The sequence below is a fragment of the Halomonas heilongjiangensis genome (assembly GCF_002879645.1).
GTDB classification, from domain to species: domain Bacteria; phylum Pseudomonadota; class Gammaproteobacteria; order Pseudomonadales; family Halomonadaceae; genus Halomonas; species Halomonas heilongjiangensis.
Window position 1 is genome coordinate 118,433 of sequence record NZ_PNRE01000036.1, and the last position, 19,640, is coordinate 138,072.

24 protein-coding genes are annotated in these 19,640 nt (G+C 61.4%); 13 read left to right on the plus strand and 11 right to left on the minus strand.

Annotation, left to right across the window (positions count from 1 at the left end; translation table 11 throughout):
* The first annotated feature begins 78 nt into the window (after positions 1-78).
* A complete protein-coding gene (locus tag C1H66_RS08295) occupies positions 79-1,545 on the plus strand; it encodes a M48 family metalloprotease (protein ID WP_370741190.1) in 1,467 nt (488 codons plus the stop codon).
* A 243-nt stretch (positions 1,546-1,788) separates the two neighbouring features.
* On the opposite strand, the gene nadA is transcribed toward C1H66_RS08295, so the two are convergent.
* The gene (nadA, locus tag C1H66_RS08300) at positions 1,789-2,817 is read right to left on the minus strand and encodes a quinolinate synthase NadA (protein ID WP_102627421.1); all 1,029 of its coding nucleotides are present in this window, start codon (positions 2,815-2,817) and stop codon (positions 1,789-1,791) included.
* A 246-nt stretch (positions 2,818-3,063) separates the two neighbouring features.
* On the minus strand, positions 3,064-3,240 hold the full coding sequence (locus tag C1H66_RS22845; protein ID WP_170064120.1) for a hypothetical protein: 177 nt from the start codon (positions 3,238-3,240) through the stop codon (positions 3,064-3,066).
* Positions 3,241-3,404: 164 nt separating this feature from the next.
* Here C1H66_RS22845 and C1H66_RS23520 point away from each other — a divergent pair, with 164 nt between their 5' ends.
* On the plus strand, positions 3,405-3,623 hold the full coding sequence (locus tag C1H66_RS23520) for a glycine zipper 2TM domain-containing protein (RefSeq protein ID WP_102627422.1): 219 nt from the start codon (positions 3,405-3,407) through the stop codon (positions 3,621-3,623).
* Here C1H66_RS23520 and C1H66_RS08310 read toward each other — a convergent pair.
* A complete protein-coding gene (locus C1H66_RS08310) occupies positions 3,537-3,722 on the minus strand; it encodes a hypothetical protein (RefSeq protein ID WP_102627423.1) in 186 nt (61 codons plus the stop codon). The two genes, C1H66_RS23520 and C1H66_RS08310, sit on opposite strands and share 87 nt — an antisense overlap.
* A gap of 108 nt (positions 3,723-3,830) precedes the next feature.
* Here C1H66_RS08310 and C1H66_RS08315 point away from each other — a divergent pair, with 108 nt between their 5' ends.
* Positions 3,831-4,076, plus strand: coding sequence for a hypothetical protein (locus C1H66_RS08315; RefSeq protein ID WP_102627424.1), 246 nt, complete (start codon positions 3,831-3,833; stop codon positions 4,074-4,076).
* A 175-nt stretch (positions 4,077-4,251) separates the two neighbouring features.
* Here the strand turns inward: C1H66_RS08315 and C1H66_RS08320 are convergent, their stop codons facing one another.
* The 3 genes from C1H66_RS08320 to C1H66_RS08330 all read right to left on the minus strand — a co-directional run bounded on the left by C1H66_RS08320 (position 4,252) and on the right by C1H66_RS08330 (position 5,353).
* Entirely contained in the window at positions 4,252-4,644 is a 393-nt protein-coding gene (locus tag C1H66_RS08320; protein ID WP_102627425.1) for a PRC-barrel domain-containing protein, read from the minus strand.
* On the minus strand, positions 4,641-4,820 hold the full coding sequence (locus C1H66_RS08325) for a CsbD family protein (protein ID WP_102627426.1): 180 nt from the start codon (positions 4,818-4,820) through the stop codon (positions 4,641-4,643). Before C1H66_RS08325 ends, C1H66_RS08320 begins: the two co-directional genes overlap by 4 nt.
* Positions 4,821-5,101: 281 nt before the next feature.
* On the minus strand, positions 5,102-5,353 hold the full coding sequence (locus C1H66_RS08330) for a hypothetical protein (protein WP_181423396.1): 252 nt from the start codon (positions 5,351-5,353) through the stop codon (positions 5,102-5,104).
* A 255-nt stretch (positions 5,354-5,608) separates the two neighbouring features.
* Here C1H66_RS08330 and C1H66_RS08335 point away from each other — a divergent pair, with 255 nt between their 5' ends.
* The 3 genes from C1H66_RS08335 to C1H66_RS08345 all read left to right on the plus strand — a co-directional run bounded on the left by C1H66_RS08335 (position 5,609) and on the right by C1H66_RS08345 (position 6,955).
* Positions 5,609-6,229: a hypothetical protein gene (locus C1H66_RS08335; RefSeq protein ID WP_102627427.1), complete on the plus strand. Its 621-nt coding sequence runs from the start codon at positions 5,609-5,611 to the stop codon at positions 6,227-6,229.
* 168 nt (positions 6,230-6,397) lie between these two features.
* Entirely contained in the window at positions 6,398-6,556 is a 159-nt protein-coding gene (locus C1H66_RS08340) for a YqaE/Pmp3 family membrane protein (RefSeq protein WP_102627428.1), read from the plus strand.
* 27 nt (positions 6,557-6,583) lie between these two features.
* Complete coding sequence (locus C1H66_RS08345) at positions 6,584-6,955, plus strand: DUF4112 domain-containing protein (protein ID WP_102627429.1); 372 nt, start codon at positions 6,584-6,586, stop codon at positions 6,953-6,955.
* A 59-nt stretch (positions 6,956-7,014) separates the two neighbouring features.
* Here the strand turns inward: C1H66_RS08345 and C1H66_RS08350 are convergent, their stop codons facing one another.
* The gene (locus C1H66_RS08350; RefSeq protein WP_170064121.1) at positions 7,015-8,079 is read right to left on the minus strand and encodes an endonuclease/exonuclease/phosphatase family protein; all 1,065 of its coding nucleotides are present in this window, start codon (positions 8,077-8,079) and stop codon (positions 7,015-7,017) included.
* 580 nt (positions 8,080-8,659) lie between these two features.
* Between C1H66_RS08350 and C1H66_RS08355 the strand changes: the two genes are divergently transcribed.
* A complete protein-coding gene (locus tag C1H66_RS08355) occupies positions 8,660-9,268 on the plus strand; it encodes a PAS domain-containing protein (protein WP_170064122.1) in 609 nt (202 codons plus the stop codon).
* A gap of 12 nt (positions 9,269-9,280) precedes the next feature.
* Positions 9,281-11,881 (plus strand): chemotaxis protein CheB, encoded by a 2,601-nt coding sequence (locus tag C1H66_RS08360; RefSeq protein WP_102627432.1) that lies wholly within the window; start codon positions 9,281-9,283, stop codon positions 11,879-11,881.
* Positions 11,882-11,978: 97 nt separating this feature from the next.
* Here C1H66_RS08360 and C1H66_RS08365 read toward each other — a convergent pair whose 3' ends face one another.
* Positions 11,979-12,368, minus strand: coding sequence for a PRC-barrel domain-containing protein (locus C1H66_RS08365; RefSeq protein WP_102627433.1), 390 nt, complete (start codon positions 12,366-12,368; stop codon positions 11,979-11,981).
* Positions 12,349-12,531, minus strand: coding sequence for a hypothetical protein (locus tag C1H66_RS08370; RefSeq protein WP_102627434.1), 183 nt, complete (start codon positions 12,529-12,531; stop codon positions 12,349-12,351). The genes C1H66_RS08365 and C1H66_RS08370 overlap by 20 nt, the downstream gene beginning before the upstream one ends.
* Before the next feature lie 534 nt (positions 12,532-13,065).
* On the opposite strand from C1H66_RS08370, the gene C1H66_RS08375 reads away from it, so the two are divergent.
* Positions 13,066-14,229: an AI-2E family transporter gene (locus C1H66_RS08375; RefSeq protein WP_102627435.1), complete on the plus strand. Its 1,164-nt coding sequence runs from the start codon at positions 13,066-13,068 to the stop codon at positions 14,227-14,229.
* 46 nt (positions 14,230-14,275) lie between these two features.
* On the plus strand, positions 14,276-14,560 hold the full coding sequence (locus tag C1H66_RS08380; RefSeq protein ID WP_102627436.1) for an ElaB/YgaM/YqjD family protein: 285 nt from the start codon (positions 14,276-14,278) through the stop codon (positions 14,558-14,560).
* A gap of 10 nt (positions 14,561-14,570) precedes the next feature.
* On the opposite strand, the gene C1H66_RS22580 is transcribed toward C1H66_RS08380, so the two are convergent.
* On the minus strand, positions 14,571-14,804 hold the full coding sequence (locus C1H66_RS22580) for a hypothetical protein (RefSeq protein ID WP_146010698.1): 234 nt from the start codon (positions 14,802-14,804) through the stop codon (positions 14,571-14,573).
* Positions 14,805-15,072: 268 nt separating this feature from the next.
* Here C1H66_RS22580 and C1H66_RS08385 point away from each other — a divergent pair, with 268 nt between their 5' ends.
* Positions 15,073-15,492 (plus strand): PRC-barrel domain-containing protein, encoded by a 420-nt coding sequence (locus tag C1H66_RS08385; protein ID WP_102627437.1) that lies wholly within the window; start codon positions 15,073-15,075, stop codon positions 15,490-15,492.
* Between the two features lie 157 nt (positions 15,493-15,649).
* On the opposite strand, the gene C1H66_RS08390 is transcribed toward C1H66_RS08385, so the two are convergent.
* Positions 15,650-16,369 carry a Crp/Fnr family transcriptional regulator gene (locus C1H66_RS08390; RefSeq protein ID WP_102627438.1) on the minus strand — a complete coding sequence of 240 codons (720 nt, stop codon included), beginning with the start codon at positions 16,367-16,369 and terminating at the stop codon, positions 15,650-15,652.
* Between the two features lie 356 nt (positions 16,370-16,725).
* Here C1H66_RS08390 and C1H66_RS08395 point away from each other — a divergent pair, with 356 nt between their 5' ends.
* Positions 16,726-17,871, plus strand: a complete 1,146-nt coding sequence (locus C1H66_RS08395) for a diguanylate cyclase domain-containing protein (protein ID WP_102627439.1) — start codon at positions 16,726-16,728, stop codon at positions 17,869-17,871.
* A gap of 378 nt (positions 17,872-18,249) precedes the next feature.
* Positions 18,250-19,581 carry a peptidoglycan-binding protein gene (locus C1H66_RS08400; protein ID WP_170064123.1) on the plus strand — a complete coding sequence of 444 codons (1,332 nt, stop codon included), beginning with the start codon at positions 18,250-18,252 and terminating at the stop codon, positions 19,579-19,581.
* Positions 19,582-19,640 lie beyond the last annotated feature (59 nt).

A 19,640-nucleotide genomic window follows, 5' to 3' on the forward strand; every position in this document is an offset into this window, starting at 1 on the left:
ATTTAAAGGCACTTTACAGGCCGAATCAATGTCGGAGGGAAACTCCCGCCGTCTGCCCTGCCGCAAAAGAGGATGGCCATGCCCCGGATCGCCATAACCTGCCTCGCCGCCTGTGCGCTGAGCCTGGCGCTTGCTCAGCCGACCTCCGCCCAGTGGATCGACGACCAGTCGGGCGGCGACTACGGCCTGCCCAGCCTGACCAGCAGCGGCAGCCAGGCGATCAGCGGCGAGGAGACACGGCTGGGCCGCGCCTGGCTCAGGCAGTTCCGCGCCCGGGCACCCGGCTGGGACGACCCCATCGCCCAGGAGTACGTGGAGGGGCTGGTCACCCAACTGCTGCCCCACAGCGGCCTGGTGGACACCAATACCCTCGTCACCCTGGTCGAGAGCCGCATGCTCAACGCCTTCGCCGTGCCGGGCGGTGTGATCGGTGTCAATGCCGGCCTGTTCGCCTTCGCCGACGAGGAGGCCGCGCTGATCTCGGTACTGGCCCACGAGCTCGGCCACCTCTCGCAGCGCCACTATTCACGCGGCCAGGCCCGCGCCGAGCAGATCCAGATCCCTGCCATGGCCGCCATGCTGGCCGGCATGCTGATCGCCGCCGGCGGCGGAGGCGATGCCGGCATCGGCGTGGCCATGGGCTCGCAGGCGGCCTTCATCCAGGACCAGCTCGCCTACTCCCGGCGCTTCGAACAGGAGGCCGACCGGATCGGCCTGCAGGCCATGGCCCAGGCCGGTTACGACCCCCAGGCCATGGTGCGCATGTTCCGCGCCATGCAACGCATGGCCAACTTGCAGGGTGGCAACCCGCCGGAATTCCTGTTGACCCACCCGGTGACCGAATCTCGCCTCAGCGACACCCAGGATCGCGCCGGCCAACTCCGGGTCGCCAGGCCCCGCGACGAGGACCTGCAGTACTCGCTGGTCAGGGCCAGGGCGCTGCTGACGATTCACCGGCGCGACCCGCAGCAGGCCGCCACCCGCCTCGCCCAGGGAGAGACGCCCGAGAGTGCCCGACGCTACCTGGCGGCGCTGATCGACGCCGAGCGTGGCAACGTGGATGCCGCCCTGCGCGAGCTGGATGCCCTGGCCCGGGAGTTGCCCGACCTGGCGCTACTCCCCGCCTCGGCCGCCGAGGTGGCGTTCAAGGCCGGCCGCTACGATGACGCCATCGAACGCAGCCGGCGCCAGTTGCGCTTGATGCCCGGTCATGTGCCCACGACCCGGCTGCTCGGCGAAGCGCTGTTGCAGCGCGACCCCGACGAGGCGTGGCGGGTGCTGCGCGAGCTCTCCGAGCGCCGCCCCGAGGATCCCCAGGTATTCACCCTGTTGGCCGAGGCCGCCGGGCGCAGCGATCGCGAGGCCTGGGGGCACCTGGCCCGCGCCGAGCAACTGCAGCTCACCGGGCGCATCGACAGCGCCATCCGCCAGCTCGGCGTGGCCAAGGGGGTCGCCGAGCGCGAAGGCGACACCACCGCCGCCAGCCGCATCGAGCAGCGCCGCAAGGACTTCCTCGGCTACCGGGAAACGCTGGAGAAGTTTTGACAGCTGGAAGCTGGAAGTCAGGATGGTCGCGCGTTAGCCACGCCAAGGGGCAGGCATGCAAGCGATTCAGCCGGGACGCCGACGCAAACGAGCCGGGCAGCGGCGATCGACAGGGATGTCGATCGAGGACTGGCAAGAGGGACCTTGTTCCAGTCCGACGCGTCGCCCGGTTCGTAAAGCGTCGGGGTTTCGTCACGGCGCAAGCGAGCCGTGCCTGCGCCGAGCGTAACGCCGGGGCGTGACTTACTTCTGGAAGTTGAGCATCCGCTCCAGCGGCTTGAGCGCGGCCCGACGCAGTTCGTCGTCGACGACGATCTCGCCGCTGCCATGGCGCAGGGCGCCGGCCAGGTTGTCCAGGGCGTTCATCGCCATCCACGGGCAGTGCGCGCAGCTCTTGCAGGTCGCGCCGTTGCCGGCAGTGGGCGCCTCGAACAGGGTCTTGCCCGGCACCGCCTGCTGCATCTTGAAGAAGATGCCGCGGTCGGTGGCCACGATCAGCTTGTCGTTGGGCAGCTCCTTCGCCGCCTTGATCAGCTGCGAGGTGGAGCCCGCCACGTCGGCCAGGCCGACCACCGCCGCCGGCGACTCGGGATGCACCAGCACCGCGGCCTCCGGATAGAGCGCCTTGAGGTCCTCGACGCCCTTGGCCTTGAACTCCTCATGGACGATACAGGCACCGTCCCACAGCAGCATGTCGGCGCCGGTCTTCTGCTGGATGTAGCCGCCCAGGTGCTTGTCGGGGGCCCACAGGATCTTCTCGCCGCGGGCCTGCAGATGCTCGATCACCTCGACGGCGATCGACGAGGTCACCACCCAGTCGGCGCGGGCCTTCACCGCCGCCGAGGTGTTGGCATAGACCACCACGGTACGATCCGGATGCGCATCGCAGAAGGCGCCGAACTCGTCGGCCGGGCACCCCAGGTCCAGCGAGCAGGTCGCCTCCAGGGTCGGCATCAGCACACGCTTCTCCGGCGAGAGGATCTTGGCCGTCTCGCCCATGAAGCGCACCCCGGCCACCACCAGGGTCTCGGCCTCGTGGCGGGCGCCGAAGCGGGCCATCTCCAGGGAATCGGCCACGCAACCGCCGGTCTCCTCGGCCAGCTGCTGGATGGCATCGTCGGTGTAGTAGTGCGCCACCAGGACGGCATTGTTGGCCTCGAGGAGTCGCTTGATCTCGTCGACGCGGGCCTCGTCCTCGGCGGGAATCCGGGTGGGGCAGTAGGCGCGTGCCAGGTGCTCGCGCACCTCCACACGGGAAGTCATGATCGTCATCGTGTCTACCACTGTGACTGGCAGGGGCTCCCCCTGCGATTCACCAGGTACCGCCGCTCGTGCACTCCGCACGGGGCGATACGCCAGGGGCCGATCCTTGCGTCTTTCGCCACGGTCGACCCGAACCCTTATTCTAGACCAGAACGCTGGGGTATTGACCAGCCCCGGCCAGAAAAGCGTCATGTGGGCAAGATGGGGGCACCCACCGGCGGGATCAAGAGCCCTCCCCCCCTCCCACGACTGCATTCAAGAAATGAAGCTGTTGAGGGGCAAATAGGCCTGCTGCATCACGCCGCCTGATTCACACAGCGACTTTCCCAACGGCAACGTCACTCGCTCAAGATGAGGCAGCAGCCGCGCCAGTTCGTCCTCCGGCAATAGCACCAGCAACTGGCCCCCAGGATCATACTGTGGTGTCGACATCCCAAGCCCTCCCTTGTTCTCCAGCGGCGGGGGACTATGTGCGCCACCAAACGGATGACACTCTCGTTCTGCCTTATGCTGAGGGTGGCGGTCCGTCGTAGCCGCGCCGCACCCCAAGGTAACTCCCGCTGCGAGCAAGACCTCTTAACCCGAGTGACACCATCATGAAACACATCAAACATCTAATACTCGGCACTGCCTTTTTCTTGGCACTGCTGTCACTCGCCGCCTGCTCCGGCATGTCGGCACAGGACAGGGGCACCGTGGTGGGTGCAGGCGTGGGGGCCGTTGGTGGCTCAGTACTCACCGGCGGCTCCGCTGTCGGCACCGTGGGAGGCGCGGCGGTGGGCGGTGTGATAGGCCACGAGATCAGTAAACCGTGATCTTCGCCAGTCATGGCAACTGGTGCGGTCGGCGAACAGCCACTGCAGCCCCTTGATGCGGTTCTCCATGTCGCCGCGCAGGCAGCTGCGGTGGAGCATCGGTGGCGTCAGTGTGATAGCGCACCGACGGCGGCCCGGCATTCCGCCATCGTCGTGCTACCGATGCTTCACGACATCGTGAAGGCCGGACAGTGACACGAGGTCGCCATGCCATCCCCCATCCAGTGCACCATCCCTCCCGCGACTGCATTCAAGAAATTCACGCGCCTGCCCGACCGCGCGCCAGGCGAACAGCAGCACGGCTATCCCTTCAAGCCAGAACGCTTGCCCGAAGCACCACTTGCGACACTTCCCGGCGAGGAGTTCGACGAGCCTGCCAGGCGTGCCGCCCTCGGCGACGATGACTTGATGAGCCAGGACATCGACGCGATCGCCCCCGAGATGCCGTCATGACATCCCGACTGGCACGCCCCCCGATTCCGATCCACCGATGAATCCGGCGGCATTCGCGTGCAAGCGTAATGCCCCGGGTGCATTCACGCGCTAGCGCAATGCCCCGGGGTAAGCGAACTGCCCGCAAGTTCGCATGGTCTGTCAGATGACGCTGACCAGCCATCCGGTGATCCGATCACCTGGCGTAGTAAGCCTCGACGGTCGAATTCCAGGTGGGGTCAGCCATATTCGGCCATTGATCCTTGTCGAAGCCAGGTGCGTTCTTCAAGCGCTCGACATCTACGTCGAGCATGAAACGCTTGTTCTCCTTGTCCTGCTTCAAGGCCTTCCACGGAACAGCGAACAGGCGATCACCCATGCCCAGAAAACCACCCGATGCCAAGACTGCGTAACGTATCTTTCCCTCCGTTATATCGAGCATGACATCCTGAATCTTGCCGAGCTTTTCATCCTGCATGTTGCACACTTCGTCGCCGGTAATGGTGGAGGCACTCAGCAACGTTGACCCGGCCTGCATGTCATCAGTGGCGCCGTACCTGCTATTCGATTGTGTCGTTGAATCGTTCATTTCGTTGCCTTCTTGGTATCGCTCTTGATATCTCCATACTTGGCTTCAGCCTTGCCGCCATGCTTTTCGGCTTTACCCTTGTACTCCATGCGTTTATCGCCGGTCACCTTGCCGGCAACCTCCTTGACCTTCCCCTTCGCCTCGTTCGCATGACCCTTGACCTGATTCTTGTTCATGAGCTGACCTCCAGATGATGGTTCCGGTTGGGTTCTACCGCTCACCCTTGACTCATGCCAAGGCAGGGCGAGGCTCCCACTACCTATATAGTGGAAGCTCGAGGCATGATCTGTGCGGTGTCTAACATATGCGGAGTCATTTTTCGGACAAGTCTTCGGCAAGAACACTCCGCAAATCGCTGCTGGGTCGATGATGACGCTAACCCACACGCCCACCCAGGCAAAGGCCGGTTGTGCATGGAGGTGAGGAAACAGTCAGGAGACCTTGCGCTACAGAGTCGTTACCTTGCGGTCGACCAACCGATCCCGGCGTGCCGGGACGTCGCGGTCGTCGTCTTCACCACCGACCAACAGCCGCCATCGCCTGTGCCGCGCAGATACAGATACGGCCGCGCGGACTCCCACAGCAGTGTGCTTGCCAGCCAACGCAGCTCGGCAGCATCAACGGGGTCGCTGATGTAGGCGTAGCTGCCGAGATTCTTCGTGACGTGCTGGCGCAACCAGCATTGGGCTTCGTAGCCGCTGGCGATCACTGGGTGCCTCGCCCTGGTCGACATGCCACCGTCGGTGATCGGCTGTCCGAACGCGCGGTCGCCGTGATGGATTTATCGCCATTGCTGTTTGCTCGTGACGACCGAGCGGCTATGTGCGCTACTGCACCGACCCGGCAGCGCCTCGTAACCTATCTTTGGACATTCAACTAGCCGGCATCTGCCGCATTGTTGAACCCGACCAAATGACGAAGCCCGCCTGTCGGCGCGCCGCCTACCGGTGTGCAGGAGAAATCCGTGAAAAAGAAACCGTATATCAAGAAGCAGTTGCACGAGTTGTTGTATCAGGCTCTCGAGACGGAACGCGGTGGTATAAAGATCTACGAGGCCGCGCTGTCATGTGCGCAGAACGAGGACCTCAAAGGTGAATGGGAGGAGTACCTGGAGCAGACTCGCACCCATGAGCAGGTGCTGCTGAAGGTGTTCGAGGAACTGAGACTGAATCCGGACACCGTCACCCCAGGCCGGGAAGTGGTAGCACACCTAGGCGATTCGCTGGTCACCGCAATGGAAATGGCGAAGGCGCACGCCAGTGCTGCGGCCGCTCAACTCGTGGCCGCTGAGTGCGTGGTTCTGGCGGAAACCAAGGACCTCCAGAACTGGGAACTGATCGGGCACCTGGCAGAGAACGGCCAGGGGGAGGACACTGGCGCACTCAGAACAGCGTTCGAAGCGGTGGGGCAGGAAGAGGAACATCACCTCCACCATACGAAGGGTTTCGTCCGCGAATTGTGGATCGAGTCGCTCGGATTGCCGGCGGTCCTGCCGCCCCCCGAGGAAGTGAAAAAGGTTGAAACCGCGATCGGCGCCGCGCGGGCTGAGAACCTGCGCGACGACATGCTGAAATCGAAGCACTGACGGATGCCGCGCGGTGACGTCTGGTACAGTCATTATGCCGACCGAATGTGGGATATCGCGCGGAGCCATCGGACCTGACGGGTCAAGCAGCGGTGTCTCTCGGCCCGTTCGCGAGCGGCCACGCGCCGGTGCCCAAACGGCATCCCATCGCACCCAGGAGCACAGCCATTGGACCTGTTACGCATCATCATCGCGATCTTCCTGCCGCCGCTCGGCGTCTTCCTGCAGGAAGGCCTCGGGAAGCATTTCTGGATCAACATTCTGCTTACGCTGCTCGGTTATATTCCCGGCATCGTTCACGCCGTGTGGATCATCGCCAGGCGATGAACACGGCGTCTTCGCCAGCGCGCCGCGATGTCACCAGCTGACGCGCCGCAGCAGCGCCGGCCCGCTGACGCTCGCACGCGCGTGCACCGGCTCGCGCGGCTGATGGACAGTTCGATGCGTCTACCCGGCGGTTTCCGCATCGGGGTCGACGGGCTCATCGGGCTGGTTCCGGTGGCCGGCGATCTCGCGGCGGCCGGGGTGTCGCTCTACATCGTTGCGCAGGCGGCGCACGCCGGTGTGCCGGCCAGGGTACTTGCGCGCATGGTACTGAACGTCGCGCTGGATACCCTGGTCGGCGCGATTCCGGTACTCGGGGACGTGTTCGATGTCGCGTTCAAGGCCAATCTACGCAACGCCAGGCTGATGGATGCGTATCTGAATCGACGCGCATCGCACTGATCGCTCTCGCCAGATAGACGGCCTTTGCGGTGGCTGACGGATGTCCGATGCTGACAGGCTCAATCGTCCGGGTTCTGCTTACCCTCTTCGATCTTTTCATCCACCTGCTCGCCTTCCGTCCGGTTCGTAGCCGGTTCTTCCTGCTCGGCTTCTGCGCCGGCCTCCAGACTGAGTTCGATGAAGATAGGAAAATGATCCGATCCCCATGCGGGCCCTCTCTCCATACGGATGAGCTTGAAATGATCGGTGTGGAAGACGTGATCGAGCGGCCAGCGCAGGAGCAGATTCTTGGCGTTGTAGGTGTTGTACATGCCCCGCCCAATGCGCGGGTCGAGCAGACCACTAGCTTTCTGAAACAGGCTCGTGGTATAGGACCAGGCGACGTCGTTGAAATCACCTGCAACGATTGTTGGCTTATCGCGTCTCTCCACTTCCCGGCCCACGATCAGCAATTCCGCATCTCGTTCCGTCGTCTTGGTCGCATACTTCGGGTTGGGCGGATCGGGGTGCACGAAATGAATGAATACCCGGTCATCGGACGGCAACACTACCTGCATGTGCATCGACGGGATGCTATCCTTGAGAATAAAGCGAATCTCGGGATCGATCATCTCCAGTCGACTATAAACGAGCATGCCATAGGTGTTGTCGAGTGGATATTTGAGCGTATGCGGATATTTCTCTTCCAGTGGCCTGAGCGCCTCCTCCCACCACTGGTCTGTCTCCACGGTCAAGATCATGTCCGGATCATATTCGCGCACGACATCCAGAAAGGCCTCCGACTCCTGGTTGTCCATCAGCACGTTCGCAGCGAGCAGGCTGAGGTTGGCGTCGTTCGAGTGCGCTTCAGCCGTCAATACCTGCTTGGGCATCAGCACCGTGTACGGAAATATCTTTACTACCTGATATCCCACGGCCAGCACCAATAGCCCGAGAGCGACGGATTCGTAGACACGATGCGGGTCCCAAAAATAGAGATAAAGGGCAAGAATCATGATACCTGCGATAGTGATCTGCCCTCTTGGAAAATCGAAAACACGAATCCACCATAGGTCGAACCGCAGAAACGGCAGAGCCGTAGCAATCACCAGCAGCAGGGCCAGCACGACCAGAATAATTTTCATGGGATTTGAAATGGCTTTTCGTATGAGCATGACTCAACCCACGACTCTGTTAGCACGATACATGCATCATCTGATGATTTCGCAATGATTGAAAACCTCTCGTGTCGTGCTGCGATAACACTCATACACGGTTGGTAAGGCTGGATTATATCATGTCAGCATTTCACAGATTGTTCTGTACGCCACCGCACACTTGGCTACCCCCCCCCTGTCGTGACAAGTCACCTGGCGCTTCAGGAGCAAACAAGTGCAGTGGTCAATGACAGGGATGGATAATCATTTCTGTTCGCTCATCGAAACCAGCATCTCCGTATTTTCAAGCGGCGGGGGACAGTTCGCATCTGGTAGTGTCGCCCTTTTTTTCCTGACCCAGCGTCGAAAAACATTGTCCGACATTCCACACCGGACCATCGTCACTAAACCACGTAGCATCGGCACGACCAGGCTCTAAATGCCAATCACTTCAGACCCTTGTATCAAAACTGCGCACAACCCGAAGACAGCCGAAATCTCCATACTAATCCCTGCCGAGATAAGCTACAATGAGAGCAGTAGCCGGCGAGCAAGCCTGGAGTCCAGCATGCCCACAACCATTAATGAATCCTATATCTATACACAGCTGCGAGACAAGGCTGAAGCGCAGTTGCAGGCAGGCACAACACCGACAGCGAACCACTGGTCGGTGGGCGTTGACGCCCTGTGCTTGCTCCACCGGCTGTCCAGTAATCCCGATAACGCGGAAGACGCCCTCAAGCTTCTCCATGAATTGCAGGTTCACCAAGTGGAACTCGACTTGCAGGTCGAGCAGATTGCCGCCAATGAACGGGTACTTGTCGGAGATTTGAGCCTTTACCGGATGCTTTACGATTTCGCCCCCCTTGGCTATTGTCTCGTCGACTTCGAGGGCAAGGTTATTCAGGGTAATCTTGCCGCCTCGGAACTCTTAGGGGTGGGGCGTGACGATCTAGAGGGACACCCCATCGACACATTCCTGCTCGCCCAGAGTCGGCCACTACTGCTCGGCCTGCTACAGCGTGTCGCACAGAGCGGTGCCAGGGACTGCTGCCTAGCCGAGGCGGGTGGGGCACAGGGTTCCCGGCACCTCCGGTTTCTGGCATCCATGCCCCCAGGGGGCGAGCATATTCTGTTGGCCTGCTGCGAGTGCGCCAGTGCAGATACCCCCTATTAGCAGCACCACGCCATGGCTGCCTTGCCCCCTGCCAATGCACCGATAAAGCCCCAGGTGGCTGTACGTATCCTGGGCATCGGTGCATCCGCCGGTGGCCTGGCGCCGCTGGAAGAGTTCCTTGCCCGGATTCCGCCCCACAGCCACATGGCCTATGTGGTGGTACAACATCTCGATCCCACCCACAGGGCGTTGCTCCCGGAATTGCTCCAGCGCGTCACCCCGATGTCGGTACGACAGGCGACCCATGGCATGCCCATCGAGCCTGACTGCGTGTATGTGATTCCGCCGAATACGGAACTCAGCGTTGTCGACGGCTTGCTGAACCTGGCAAAACCCATGGAGCCCAGGGGCATGCGTCTGCCCATCAACGTGCTGTTTTCTTCCCTGGCCCGCGCCCAGGGAGAGAATGCCATCGGGGTGGTACTGTCCGGCATGGGCTCCGACGGCACCCTGGGCTTACAGGCGATCAAGGCCGTGGGCGGCCTCACGGCGGTACAACAGCCCGACACGGCACAGTTCGATGCCATGCCCAGAAGCGCCATCGCCGCAAACTGCGCCGATATCATTGCCCCGCCTGGCGACTTGCCCGCCCGCATCCTGACCTGCCTGGCCCAGGCGCCCACCCCGGCCGCCTCCGGCGAGCTGTCGGCAGAACCAGGGGCAGAACCTGAACCTGAACTGGAATCGACGCCCCTGAACCGCATTCTACGTCTGCTTCAACAGCGAACTCGCCACGACTTCTCCCTCTACAAGCCCAGCAGCCTGCACCGCCGCATGCAGCGGCGTATGGCGGTCCATGAAATCGCCACCTTGACGCTTTACGCCGATTTTCTCCAGCGAAATCCCCAGGAAATCGACCTGCTGTTCAAGGAAGTGCTCATCGGGGTGACCAGTTTTTTCCGTGATGCCCCGGTATGGCAGTATCTGGCGGATATCACCCTGCCAGAACTGCTGGCACGACAGCACAGGGAGCCCCACCTGCGTGCCTGGGTGGTCGGCTGCTCAACCGGCGAAGAGGCCTACTCCCTGGCCATGATCTTCACGGAGGCGCTGGACAAGCTGCCACGACCCCATGACTTTACCCTGCAGATCTTCGCCTCCGACCTGAGTCCGGATGCCATTGCCACGGCTCGCCGCGGCCATTACCCCGCCGACATCAGCAGCAGTGTCTCGGCCGAGCGCCTGGCGCGCTTTTTCAGTGTTCATGGTGACGGCTACCAGATCAACAGGGATATCCGCGACCTGGTGCTGTTCGCCCAGCAGGATGTGGTGCTCGATCCCCCCTTCACTCGCCTCGACCTGATTTCCTGTCGTAACCTGCTGATCTACTTCGACCAGAGCCTGCAGCGCAAGCTCATTCCCCTGTTTCACTACAGCCTGCGCGCAGGGGGTGTACTGTTGCTGGGAAGCTCGGAGACGGTAGGGCGCTACACACAGTTGTTTGCCCCCATTCAATCCAAACTGCGACTTTACCTGCGCCAGGATAATGCCCAGAGCCGCGACATCCGGTTGCCGGTAAAGTCGTTTCCACCCCTGACCTGGATAGCCAAGGAGCTGCCCGTGTCACCCAGCCACTCATCCTCCCACACAAAGGATAATCTACAAGCGGCAGCCGACCAGGTGTTACTGCAGGTCTACGCCCCTGCCGCGGTGGTGGTCAACGATGAGGGTGATATCGTCTATATCAGCGGGCGCACGGGAAAGTACCTGGAACCCGCCGCCGGCAAGGCCAACTGGAATTTTCACGCCATGGTACGGGAAGGCCTGCGCACCCCCATCGCCAGCGCCCTGCGCCAGGCCGCAAACCAGAGCGAACCAACGCACTTGCAGGGCCTGCAGGTGCAACTGCCCGGCGGAGCCACGCAGAGCGTCGATATCACCGTCCAGGCGCTGCGAGAACCTACCGCCCTGCGCGGGATGAAGATGATCGTGTTCCGCGATATCACTCCGATTCATGTCAGCCCGGCCAACAAACACAAGTCGAAAACAGCCACGCAACATACTCATGCCACGGAGCTGCAACAGTACCAGGATGAAATCCAGACCCTGCGGGAGCAAAACCGCGCGTCCAGGGAGGAGTTGCAGTCAGCCAATGAAGAATTGCAGTCGACCAATGAAGAGTTGCAGTCAACCAATGAAGAACTGACCACCTCGAAGGAGGAAATGCAGTCCATGAACGAGGAGCTGCAAACCATCAACGCGGAAATGCAGACCAAGCTCGACGATCTCGCCCTCGCCCAGAGCGATATGAAAAACCTGCTCAACAGCATCGAGATAGCCATTCTTTTTCTCGATCAGAACCTGAACGTCCGCCGTTACACTGACAGGGCATCAAAGATCATCAACATCCGTGAGAGCGATATCGGCCGCCCCCTCAGTGATCTCACCACCAGCCTGCTGTATCCGGAACTGAACGACGACGCCCTTACCACCCTGAGCACCCTGGCATTTTCCGAGAAGCAGATTCTCGCCACAGACGGTCGCTGGTTTACGGTACGTATCATGCCCTATCGCCGACTTGATAATGTGATTGATGGTGTGGTGATCACCCTTGTCGATATCACCGCGACCAAGGAATTGGAACAAGCCCTGCGCAAGGATTTGAACTCGTGACGGAAGGGCCATGACACATAGCCAGCCTCGTCGGCACGGTTGATCCGGATAGGAGTTACTATCCGGACCTTCCGCACTCAGCCTTCCGGCAATCCAATCACCGGGTGTAGTAAGACTCGACTGTCGAACTCCAGGTGGCGTCGGCCATATTCGGCCATTGATCCTTGTCGAAGCCCGGCGCGTTCTTTAAGCGCTCGACATCGACGTCGAGCATGAAACGCCTGTTCTCCTTATCATGCTTCAAGGCCTTCCACGGAACAGCGAACAGGCGATCGCCCATGCCCAGAAAACCACCCGACGCCAGGACTGCGTAGCGTATCTTTCCCTCAGTAGTATCGAGCATGACGTCCTGAATCTTGCCAAGCTTTTCATCCTGCATGTTACAGACTTCGTCGCCGGTAATGGTGGAGGCACTCAGCAACGTGGCGCCAACCTGCATGCCGCCGGCGTCGAAACTACTGTTTGATTTAGTCGCTGAATCGTTCATTTTCTTCCTTCTTGGGACTGTCATTGATGTCTGCCAACACGGATCCATCCTTGCCGCCATGCTTCTCGGATTTACGCTTGTGCTCCGCACTTTCGCCGTCGGCCACCCTCTTGGCCTTCCCCTTCTGTTCGCTCGCACTATCTTTGACCTGACTCCTGTCCATTAGCTGATCTCCAGATGATGGTTCCGTTTGGGTTCTTCCTCTCACCATGAACACATATAGATGCAGGGTGAATCTCCAAAGATAGTTGATGCTCGAGGTCTGGTCTGTGCGGTATCCAACCTATGCGGAGTCTTTTTTTCAGACAGGTCTTCGGCTCGCTGCGTCACAGGGCGGCGACTCTGTGTGTGGTACCGCACCGAAAAATCGTTCGTTTATGCCTATGCTGAAATGGCTTTTCTGTGCCTCGGGAACTGCCTACCAGACCCAGAGGGGCCGGCGAGCAACAGAAAAGCGGTAATCCCGCTGGCTCGTTCTACACCGCTGTTGACAAGGAAACGCTGCGTAACTCGCCCAAGTACGAGCGCGATTGATTCAACCCACAGACAGCGGGAGAAATCTTGCCACAGGTGCCTGAACACCACGGTGCGAAGCTTGCGCATCGGGGGCCCGCTGGCCGGCCGCTCACCTCCACACCCGCCTTCCACAGATGGATCAGAGCGTGCCAGGACCGTACACAGAGGGTAAAGAACACCCATGAGCTCCGAGAAGACAACGTATATTGAATTCGCACCCGGCGAGAAACGGCTGCTCCGTTACACCATTCTCGCCCTCAGCGCCGTCACTCTGGTGAGCACGATCGGGTTCATTATCTGGGTTCTCGGACAAATCATTGGCGCCCTGCACGCCCTGGTCTTCCCCCTGGCCATCGCGGGCGTGATGGCCTTGGTCCTGTTCCCGGTCGTGGAACTGTTCGAGCGCCACTTGCGCATGAATCGGCTCGGCGCCGTGGTTTCCCTGTTTGTGATCCTGTTCGGCCTGTTTCTTACGGTGATGGTGCTGGTCCTGCCCACGGCCATATATCAGGGCAGCCAATTCTTCCAGTCTGTGCCGGAGATAGCCCAGCGCGGGCACGAAAGCCTGTCGGCTCGATTCCCGAAAGCGTTGCCGATACTGGAAGACGCCATCACCGAAATGGAGATCCAGTCGATGCTCCCGGATGCAGAGGAAGCCGCTGACCGCACCATGTCTTACATCGGTTTCCTGGTGGGTCTTGGTTTCGTCCCCCTGTACCTCTTCTTTGCGCTGCTCTCCGGCAACCGCATGAAGGCATACGCCAGGGCCATGCTGTTTCTGTTCACGCAGAAGAGGCAGAACGAGGTGGTGTACCTGGGTCAGCTCTTTATCGATTACCTCACCGCGTTCTTCCGAGGACAGCTGACGATCGCACTGATCATGGGCGTCATGATGGCGGTCGGTTTTACCGTCATCGGGCTCGAGGCCGCGATTTACATCGGCCTCGCCCTGGGGCTGCTGAACATCGTGCCGTACCTTGGCTTCATCGTTGGCGTTATCACCGTGCTTCCCATCGCCTATTTACAGCCCGCCGGGGGCACCCAGCTCGTCATGCTGGTGCTGGCAGTCATCGCTGTCACACAGCTGGTGGAGAGCGTGCTGCTCACGCCCAAGATCATGGCCGACCGCTCGGGCCTGCACCCGGCACTGGTCGTGATCTCGATCCTGTTCTGGGGGACTGCGCTGGGAGGGGTCGTCGGCATGATCCTCGCCGTCCCCCTGACAGCGTTCCTCCTCACCCTCGGGAAGCACGTGAAAAGCAGGCTACCCACCACGATATGGACTGATGAAATCGACCGGCAGATACTCATCGAAACCACTGGCGACGATGATCGTCACAGCTGACGGGGCATCTTCACCCGTCTACACAGCGACAGAAGAGGGTACGATCATGGCGACGAAAGCAAGCGAACACGAGACCACCGATCAGGTTGCAGGCAAGGCTCACGAAGCGGTGGACAGGGCCGCCCAGACCGCTGGCAAGGCCGAGGAGTACGCTCGGCAGCACGCATCCCACGCCGATGAGCGCGTTCGCGAGGCAGCAGCCCATGGGCGCCAGCGGGCCGATGATGTGCTCGAACGCGTGACCAGCTACGTCCGCGAGAAGCCGCTGATGTCCATTGGCATCGCCTTTATCGCTGGCGTGCTGTACTCGTCGCTGACGCGTCGCCGGTAACGCACGGGATTCAGAACGCCGAGGCCGTCGAGGCGACCGCCCGGGGCAGGAATAGGAACGCGCCTTCAGCGACGGAGAAACAAAAGGTGGCGGCGTGTTCGCCGACGTCGCCACCCTGTTTGCTCTGATCACTGCATTCGTTCGGGATACCGCCCGGCTCCTGAGCATGGGTACGCATCTCGCTGTCAAGACCGTCGTCATGAGCAGGCAGTGAGCACGCCAATCGCAATCGGCCTTCGATCACTAGACTATCGCTCCCATTGGAAATCGTGCACACGTAACAGATCACACCGTAATTTCCGAACGAACAGCTACCTGTAATCCCTGCATCATCCCTCATGTTGACTTCAATTTTCTCATAGATGAGTCAAAGATCGACGACTCTGTGTGTGGCACCGCACCGACAACTCGTTCGCTCATGTCCAAGATGAAATGGCATACCCGCGACTCGGGAACTGCGCTCTAGACCCAGGAGGGGGCGGCAGACTGCCGTCAAACAGAGGAGAACAATGATGAAGAAGCTAACCGCGTTGATCCTTTCCGCTGCCTTTGTCCCGGCATTGGCACTGAGCACGGCCGCAATGGCGGAGGACCACGGCGACATGCAGGCAGACGCTGAGCAGCATGCCGGCGAACAGCAGATGAGCAGTAAGCCAGCTGGTGCGTTCTACGCCGACGACGTCATCGGCAAGACCGTCAAGCACCGCGGGTCAGATGAAGACGTTGGCGAGATCCAGGATCTGGTCATCGGCGAAGACGGCCGCCTCATCGGCGTCGTGGTGAAGTCGGGTGGCTTCCTGGGGCTCGGCGAAGAGGACATTGGACTGGGTTGGGATCACATAGAGCACACCATGGAAGATGACGAATCCGTGTTCTATACGGATATTGATGAGGAAACACTGCGGAACTCGCCCAAGTACGAGCGCGATTAATCCGACCTGCAGTCAGCGGGGGCACGATGTGCCCCCGCTGACTGAACACCGCCGAAAAACCGCGATCAAGACTACTATACCCAACGGGGCGCCAGGATACACACCCAGGACACGCCCTGCTCGACAAGCATACCGGTCCGCGAGGGACATGGTCGCTTCACCCGGGGCGATGATAGCTCAGCAGGCGATCGTACTCCTTCTTGACGACCGCATAACATTCACAGACCCGCGCTTCCAGGCCAGGCCTGTCCAGGATCCTGATATGCCCGCGATGGTAGGAAATCAGGCCGGCCCTCTGCAGCTTGCCGGCCGACTCGGTGACGCCCTCACGACGTACGCCAAGCATATTGGCGATCAGTTCCTGGGTCATGACCAGCTCGTTGGTCGGCAGGCGGTCGAGGCTCAGCAACAGCCAGCGACACAGCTGCTGATCCAGGCTGTGATGCCGGTTGCATACCGCCGTCTGCGCCATCTGGGTGATCAGGGCCTGGGTGTAACGCAACAACAGGTGCTGAAGGGTCGACGAACGATCGAATTCGTCCTTCAGCAGCTGTCCCCTGAGGCGATAGGCGCTGCCGGCACTCTGCACGATGGCACGGCTCGGCGTGGTCTCGCCGCCCATGAACAGCGAAATGCCGACGATACCCTCGGCACCGACGACGGCAATTTCTGTCGAGTCGCCATCCTCCATGACGCACAGTAGCGATACGATGGAATCCGTCGGAAAATAGACATGGTGCATCACCTTTCCCGACTCGACCAGCGAGTCCCCCAGTTTCAGCTCGGCCCACTCGAGGTGGGGCGCCAAGCACTGGTATTCATCCCTCGACAGGGCCGCCAACAAGTGGTTCTGACGAGGATCATGTTGCAGGGTCATGACTGACACTCCCGTATCGGGCAAGCTACCCCCGACCACAGGGTACGAAGAGCGGACTCGTCCGCTGGTTCTAGCTGGACTCCCCCCCACCCGCCGACACGGCGCAGGAACCGAAGCACATACTGTGTACGCTAGCGCACGGAAGCGACTCCGTCACGCCACTACGCTCGCGAGATACCGACCCAGCCCCGGGGCTCAGGTCAGGCAGTGCCGCCCCACCGGGGCTCACACGCAGGCGGAACAGGAAACCGACTCATGGTAGTGCCAACGTTTCTGATGATCACGTCTCCTGTCTCAGCGACTCGCGCGCCGCACCGGGCCACGCCGCTCTTGCACCCTCCCTGGGCGTGCGGCCCATGGGCAATGCGCGTGCCCGGGCCGAGTGCATGAAAGACGACTCGATGCTTCAGGGCAGCGCCAGGACGCAGCTCGCTTCGGCCTCCGTATGCACCGACGAGCCGGTGCGGCAAGGACACCCCCAGATCCACGCCTCGAGACGGGAAGTCGCAGCCGCCCTGGATGCCGAGACGGCATGGGCTCGGGTGGCCCTCAACGCCATTGGCGATGCCGTCCTGACCATCGATCGTCACGGCACGGTCACCTACATGAACCGAGTGGCTGAAACCCTGACAGGCTGGTCGGAAACGGAGGCGATCGGCAAGCCACTGACGCGCGTGTTCCATCGTGTCGATGGCAAGACACATCAAACGACCATCACCCCTGGGCAGCGCGCCATCGAGGAGAACACAACGGTAGGCCTCGCCCTGGATTGCCTGCTCGTCCGCCCGGATGGCAGCAAGCTCGAGATCGAGGATTCAGCGGCGCCCATCCATGACCGGGAAGGTCGAGTCACCGGCGCCGTGATCGTGTTCCACGACGCCTCCCAGTCTCAGGTCATGTTGGAGAGGATGGCCTACCTGGCGCAGCATGATGCACTCACCGGCCTGCCCAATCGTGCCCTGCTGACGGAACGGCTCTCGCGAGCCATTGGCCTGGCCCGACGACACCGACACCTGGTCGCCCTGCTCTATCTTGACCTTGATGCCTTCAAGCCCATCAATGACTCGCTCGGCCATGCCCTGGGTGACAGCCTGCTCCAGGCGGTTGCGGGCCGTCTTCAGGACTGCATGCGCGACATCGACACCGTCTGCCGTCAGGGGGGCGACGAATTCGTGATCCTGCTTGCCGAGATCAGGCAAGCCGAAGATGCCACCAAGGTCGCGGAAAAACTGCTTGCCGTCCTGAGCAGACCGTACCGCATCCAGGGTCACGAACTCCTCATCACGCTCAGCATCGGCATCAGCCTCTACCCGGATGATGCCGACGATGTCGACACCCTCATGCACAACGCCGACACGGCCATGTATCACACCAAGCGAAATGGCCGAAATGGGCATCAGTGCTTCACGGCCGAGATGAATACCCTGCCCATTCAACGACGGCGGCTCGAACCGGGTCTGCATCGCCCCCTCCGGCCGTCGCAATTCTTTTTCGACTTCTAGCCGAAGATCGTTCCACCAGGCCCCAGGTTGTGAGGCGCCATGTACGCCAGCGCACAGATGGGAGGCCACCCATGACATACCCTCAACATGGGTGTGGCAAGGGAACGGCCTGTACAGGGAGTTGCACCACGCGTCGCACGGACTGCGACGCCATCATGACACGAACCATCCCGCAGCATCCTGAACAGGATAATGCGCCGCAGAGGAAAGCTTCATGAACAACATCATCTATATCGTCGGCGCAATCGTCATCGTGTTGGTGATTCTCTCCGTTCTCGGTCTGCGTTGAGACAGGCGACGAGAGAAGTGGATTGGCAAGACAGCACGGTGAAGCCGGGAGGTTGCAGGCCGAAGACCCCGTTCACTGGAGACGCCCCCGTGACCATCATCAAGGGATTCGTGTTCCTGCTCTTTCTGTTCGGTCACATCGCGCTGGCCAGTGCCGATTACCGCTACACCGACGCCCTGCAGAGCTACGAGCGGCAGGAGTACCGCCAGGCCTTGCAAATGTTCGATCGGCTTGCCACCACCGGCGACGCCGACGCCCAGTACATGCTGGGGCAAATGCACGAAGCCGGCCAAGGGACCCCCCAGGACTTCGTGGAGGCGCACAAGTGGTACAACCTGGCCGCGGCTCGCGGCCACCGCCATGCCGCCGCGGCGCGCGATGCAGTGGCGGCGCGGATGACCGCGCAACAGATCAGCGAGGCCCAACAGACAGCCCGTACCTGGCAGCCCCGGGCGACACCGTCAGGGAGCGCGCCCGAACCATCGCCTCCCGTCGAGAGTCTATCCGGCCAACAGCTGGTGGCCGAAGTCCAGCGTGAACTCAACCGGCTCGGCTACGATGCCGGCCCGGTGGATGGCCTGATGGGAACTCGCAGCCGAAATGCGATTCGCGATTACCAGGGCACGGTGGGCCTGGCCCAGGATGGTCAGCCGACGACGGCACTGCTGGCCCGACTACGGCAGACGGGCCGGGAGCCGGCGGCCACAGTGCCCCCCGAGCCGGAGCCGACCCCGGCAAGACGGGTCGCCCTGGACGACGCCTTCAGCGACGGCGATTTCCGACGCAACCCACCCTGGACCGTGCTCAGCGGACGCTTCGACATCGATGATGGCGGGTTGCGCAGCATCGTGGAGAAACCGCAGGTGGTCACGCCCGCCTCACCGACGCTCCGCCCGGAGCGACCGGAGGAGATCGGCCTGGCGATGCTCCAGTTGATCCTCGAGCAGGCGGGCGGGCTGTCGCGAGAGGCGGCATCGCCGGAGGCGGCGGAGGTCGAGTTCGGGGACGCGGCACGGATTTTCGTCCATGCCCCGGTCGACAACGCCTTCAGACTGGAGCTGGAACTGGCCTCCTACCAGCGGCCGGGCAGCCTGGAACTGGGGCTGTTCCAGGGCAACCAGCCCGGAGGAGGCTACCGCCTGGTCTACAATCCCGGCTCACGGCCCGGGCTCAGCCTGGTACGGATGACGGCCGATGGGGGCGAGGTGATCGCCAGCAGCGAGGGCACGCTCGACCTCGAGGATGGCCGTTTCCATATGCTGAGCTGGGCCCGCGACGAGAGCGGGAACATGCAAGTCTGGGTGGATGGCCGGCGTGTGCTGCAGGCACACGACCTGCGCCTGCGCCAAGGCTTCCAGGGCTTCGTGCTGGTGAATCATGGTGGCGATTACAACCTGCGCCGGGTACGGCTGGAGCATTAGGGAAACAATCAACCGGACCCATAACGACAAAGCGCCCTCGCTTTCTGAAGCGAGGGCGC

Coding starts and splice junctions, on each gene's coding strand:
- C1H66_RS08295 (WP_370741190.1), top strand. CDS start 79: ATGCCCCGGATCGCCATAACCTGCCTCGCCGCCTGTGCGCTGAGCCTG.
- nadA (WP_102627421.1), bottom strand. CDS start 2,817: ATGACGATCATGACTTCCCGTGTGGAGGTGCGCGAGCACCTGGCACGC.
- C1H66_RS22845 (WP_170064120.1), bottom strand. CDS start 3,240: ATGTCGACACCACAGTATGATCCTGGGGGCCAGTTGCTGGTGCTATTG.
- C1H66_RS23520 (WP_102627422.1), top strand. CDS start 3,405: ATGAAACACATCAAACATCTAATACTCGGCACTGCCTTTTTCTTGGCA.
- C1H66_RS08310 (WP_102627423.1), bottom strand. CDS start 3,722: ATGCTCCACCGCAGCTGCCTGCGCGGCGACATGGAGAACCGCATCAAG.
- C1H66_RS08315 (WP_102627424.1), top strand. CDS start 3,831: ATGCCATCCCCCATCCAGTGCACCATCCCTCCCGCGACTGCATTCAAG.
- C1H66_RS08320 (WP_102627425.1), bottom strand. CDS start 4,644: ATGAACGATTCAACGACACAATCGAATAGCAGGTACGGCGCCACTGAT.
- C1H66_RS08325 (WP_102627426.1), bottom strand. CDS start 4,820: ATGAACAAGAATCAGGTCAAGGGTCATGCGAACGAGGCGAAGGGGAAG.
- C1H66_RS08345 (WP_102627429.1), top strand. CDS start 6,584: ATGTCACCAGCTGACGCGCCGCAGCAGCGCCGGCCCGCTGACGCTCGC.
- C1H66_RS08350 (WP_170064121.1), bottom strand. CDS start 8,079: ATGAAAATTATTCTGGTCGTGCTGGCCCTGCTGCTGGTGATTGCTACG.
- C1H66_RS08355 (WP_170064122.1), top strand. CDS start 8,660: ATGCCCACAACCATTAATGAATCCTATATCTATACACAGCTGCGAGAC.
- C1H66_RS08360 (WP_102627432.1), top strand. CDS start 9,281: ATGGCTGCCTTGCCCCCTGCCAATGCACCGATAAAGCCCCAGGTGGCT.
- C1H66_RS08365 (WP_102627433.1), bottom strand. CDS start 12,368: ATGAACGATTCAGCGACTAAATCAAACAGTAGTTTCGACGCCGGCGGC.
- C1H66_RS08370 (WP_102627434.1), bottom strand. CDS start 12,531: ATGGACAGGAGTCAGGTCAAAGATAGTGCGAGCGAACAGAAGGGGAAG.
- C1H66_RS08375 (WP_102627435.1), top strand. CDS start 13,066: ATGAGCTCCGAGAAGACAACGTATATTGAATTCGCACCCGGCGAGAAA.
- C1H66_RS08380 (WP_102627436.1), top strand. CDS start 14,276: ATGGCGACGAAAGCAAGCGAACACGAGACCACCGATCAGGTTGCAGGC.
- C1H66_RS08385 (WP_102627437.1), top strand. CDS start 15,073: ATGAAGAAGCTAACCGCGTTGATCCTTTCCGCTGCCTTTGTCCCGGCA.
- C1H66_RS08390 (WP_102627438.1), bottom strand. CDS start 16,369: ATGACCCTGCAACATGATCCTCGTCAGAACCACTTGTTGGCGGCCCTG.
- C1H66_RS08395 (WP_102627439.1), top strand. CDS start 16,726: ATGGGCAATGCGCGTGCCCGGGCCGAGTGCATGAAAGACGACTCGATG.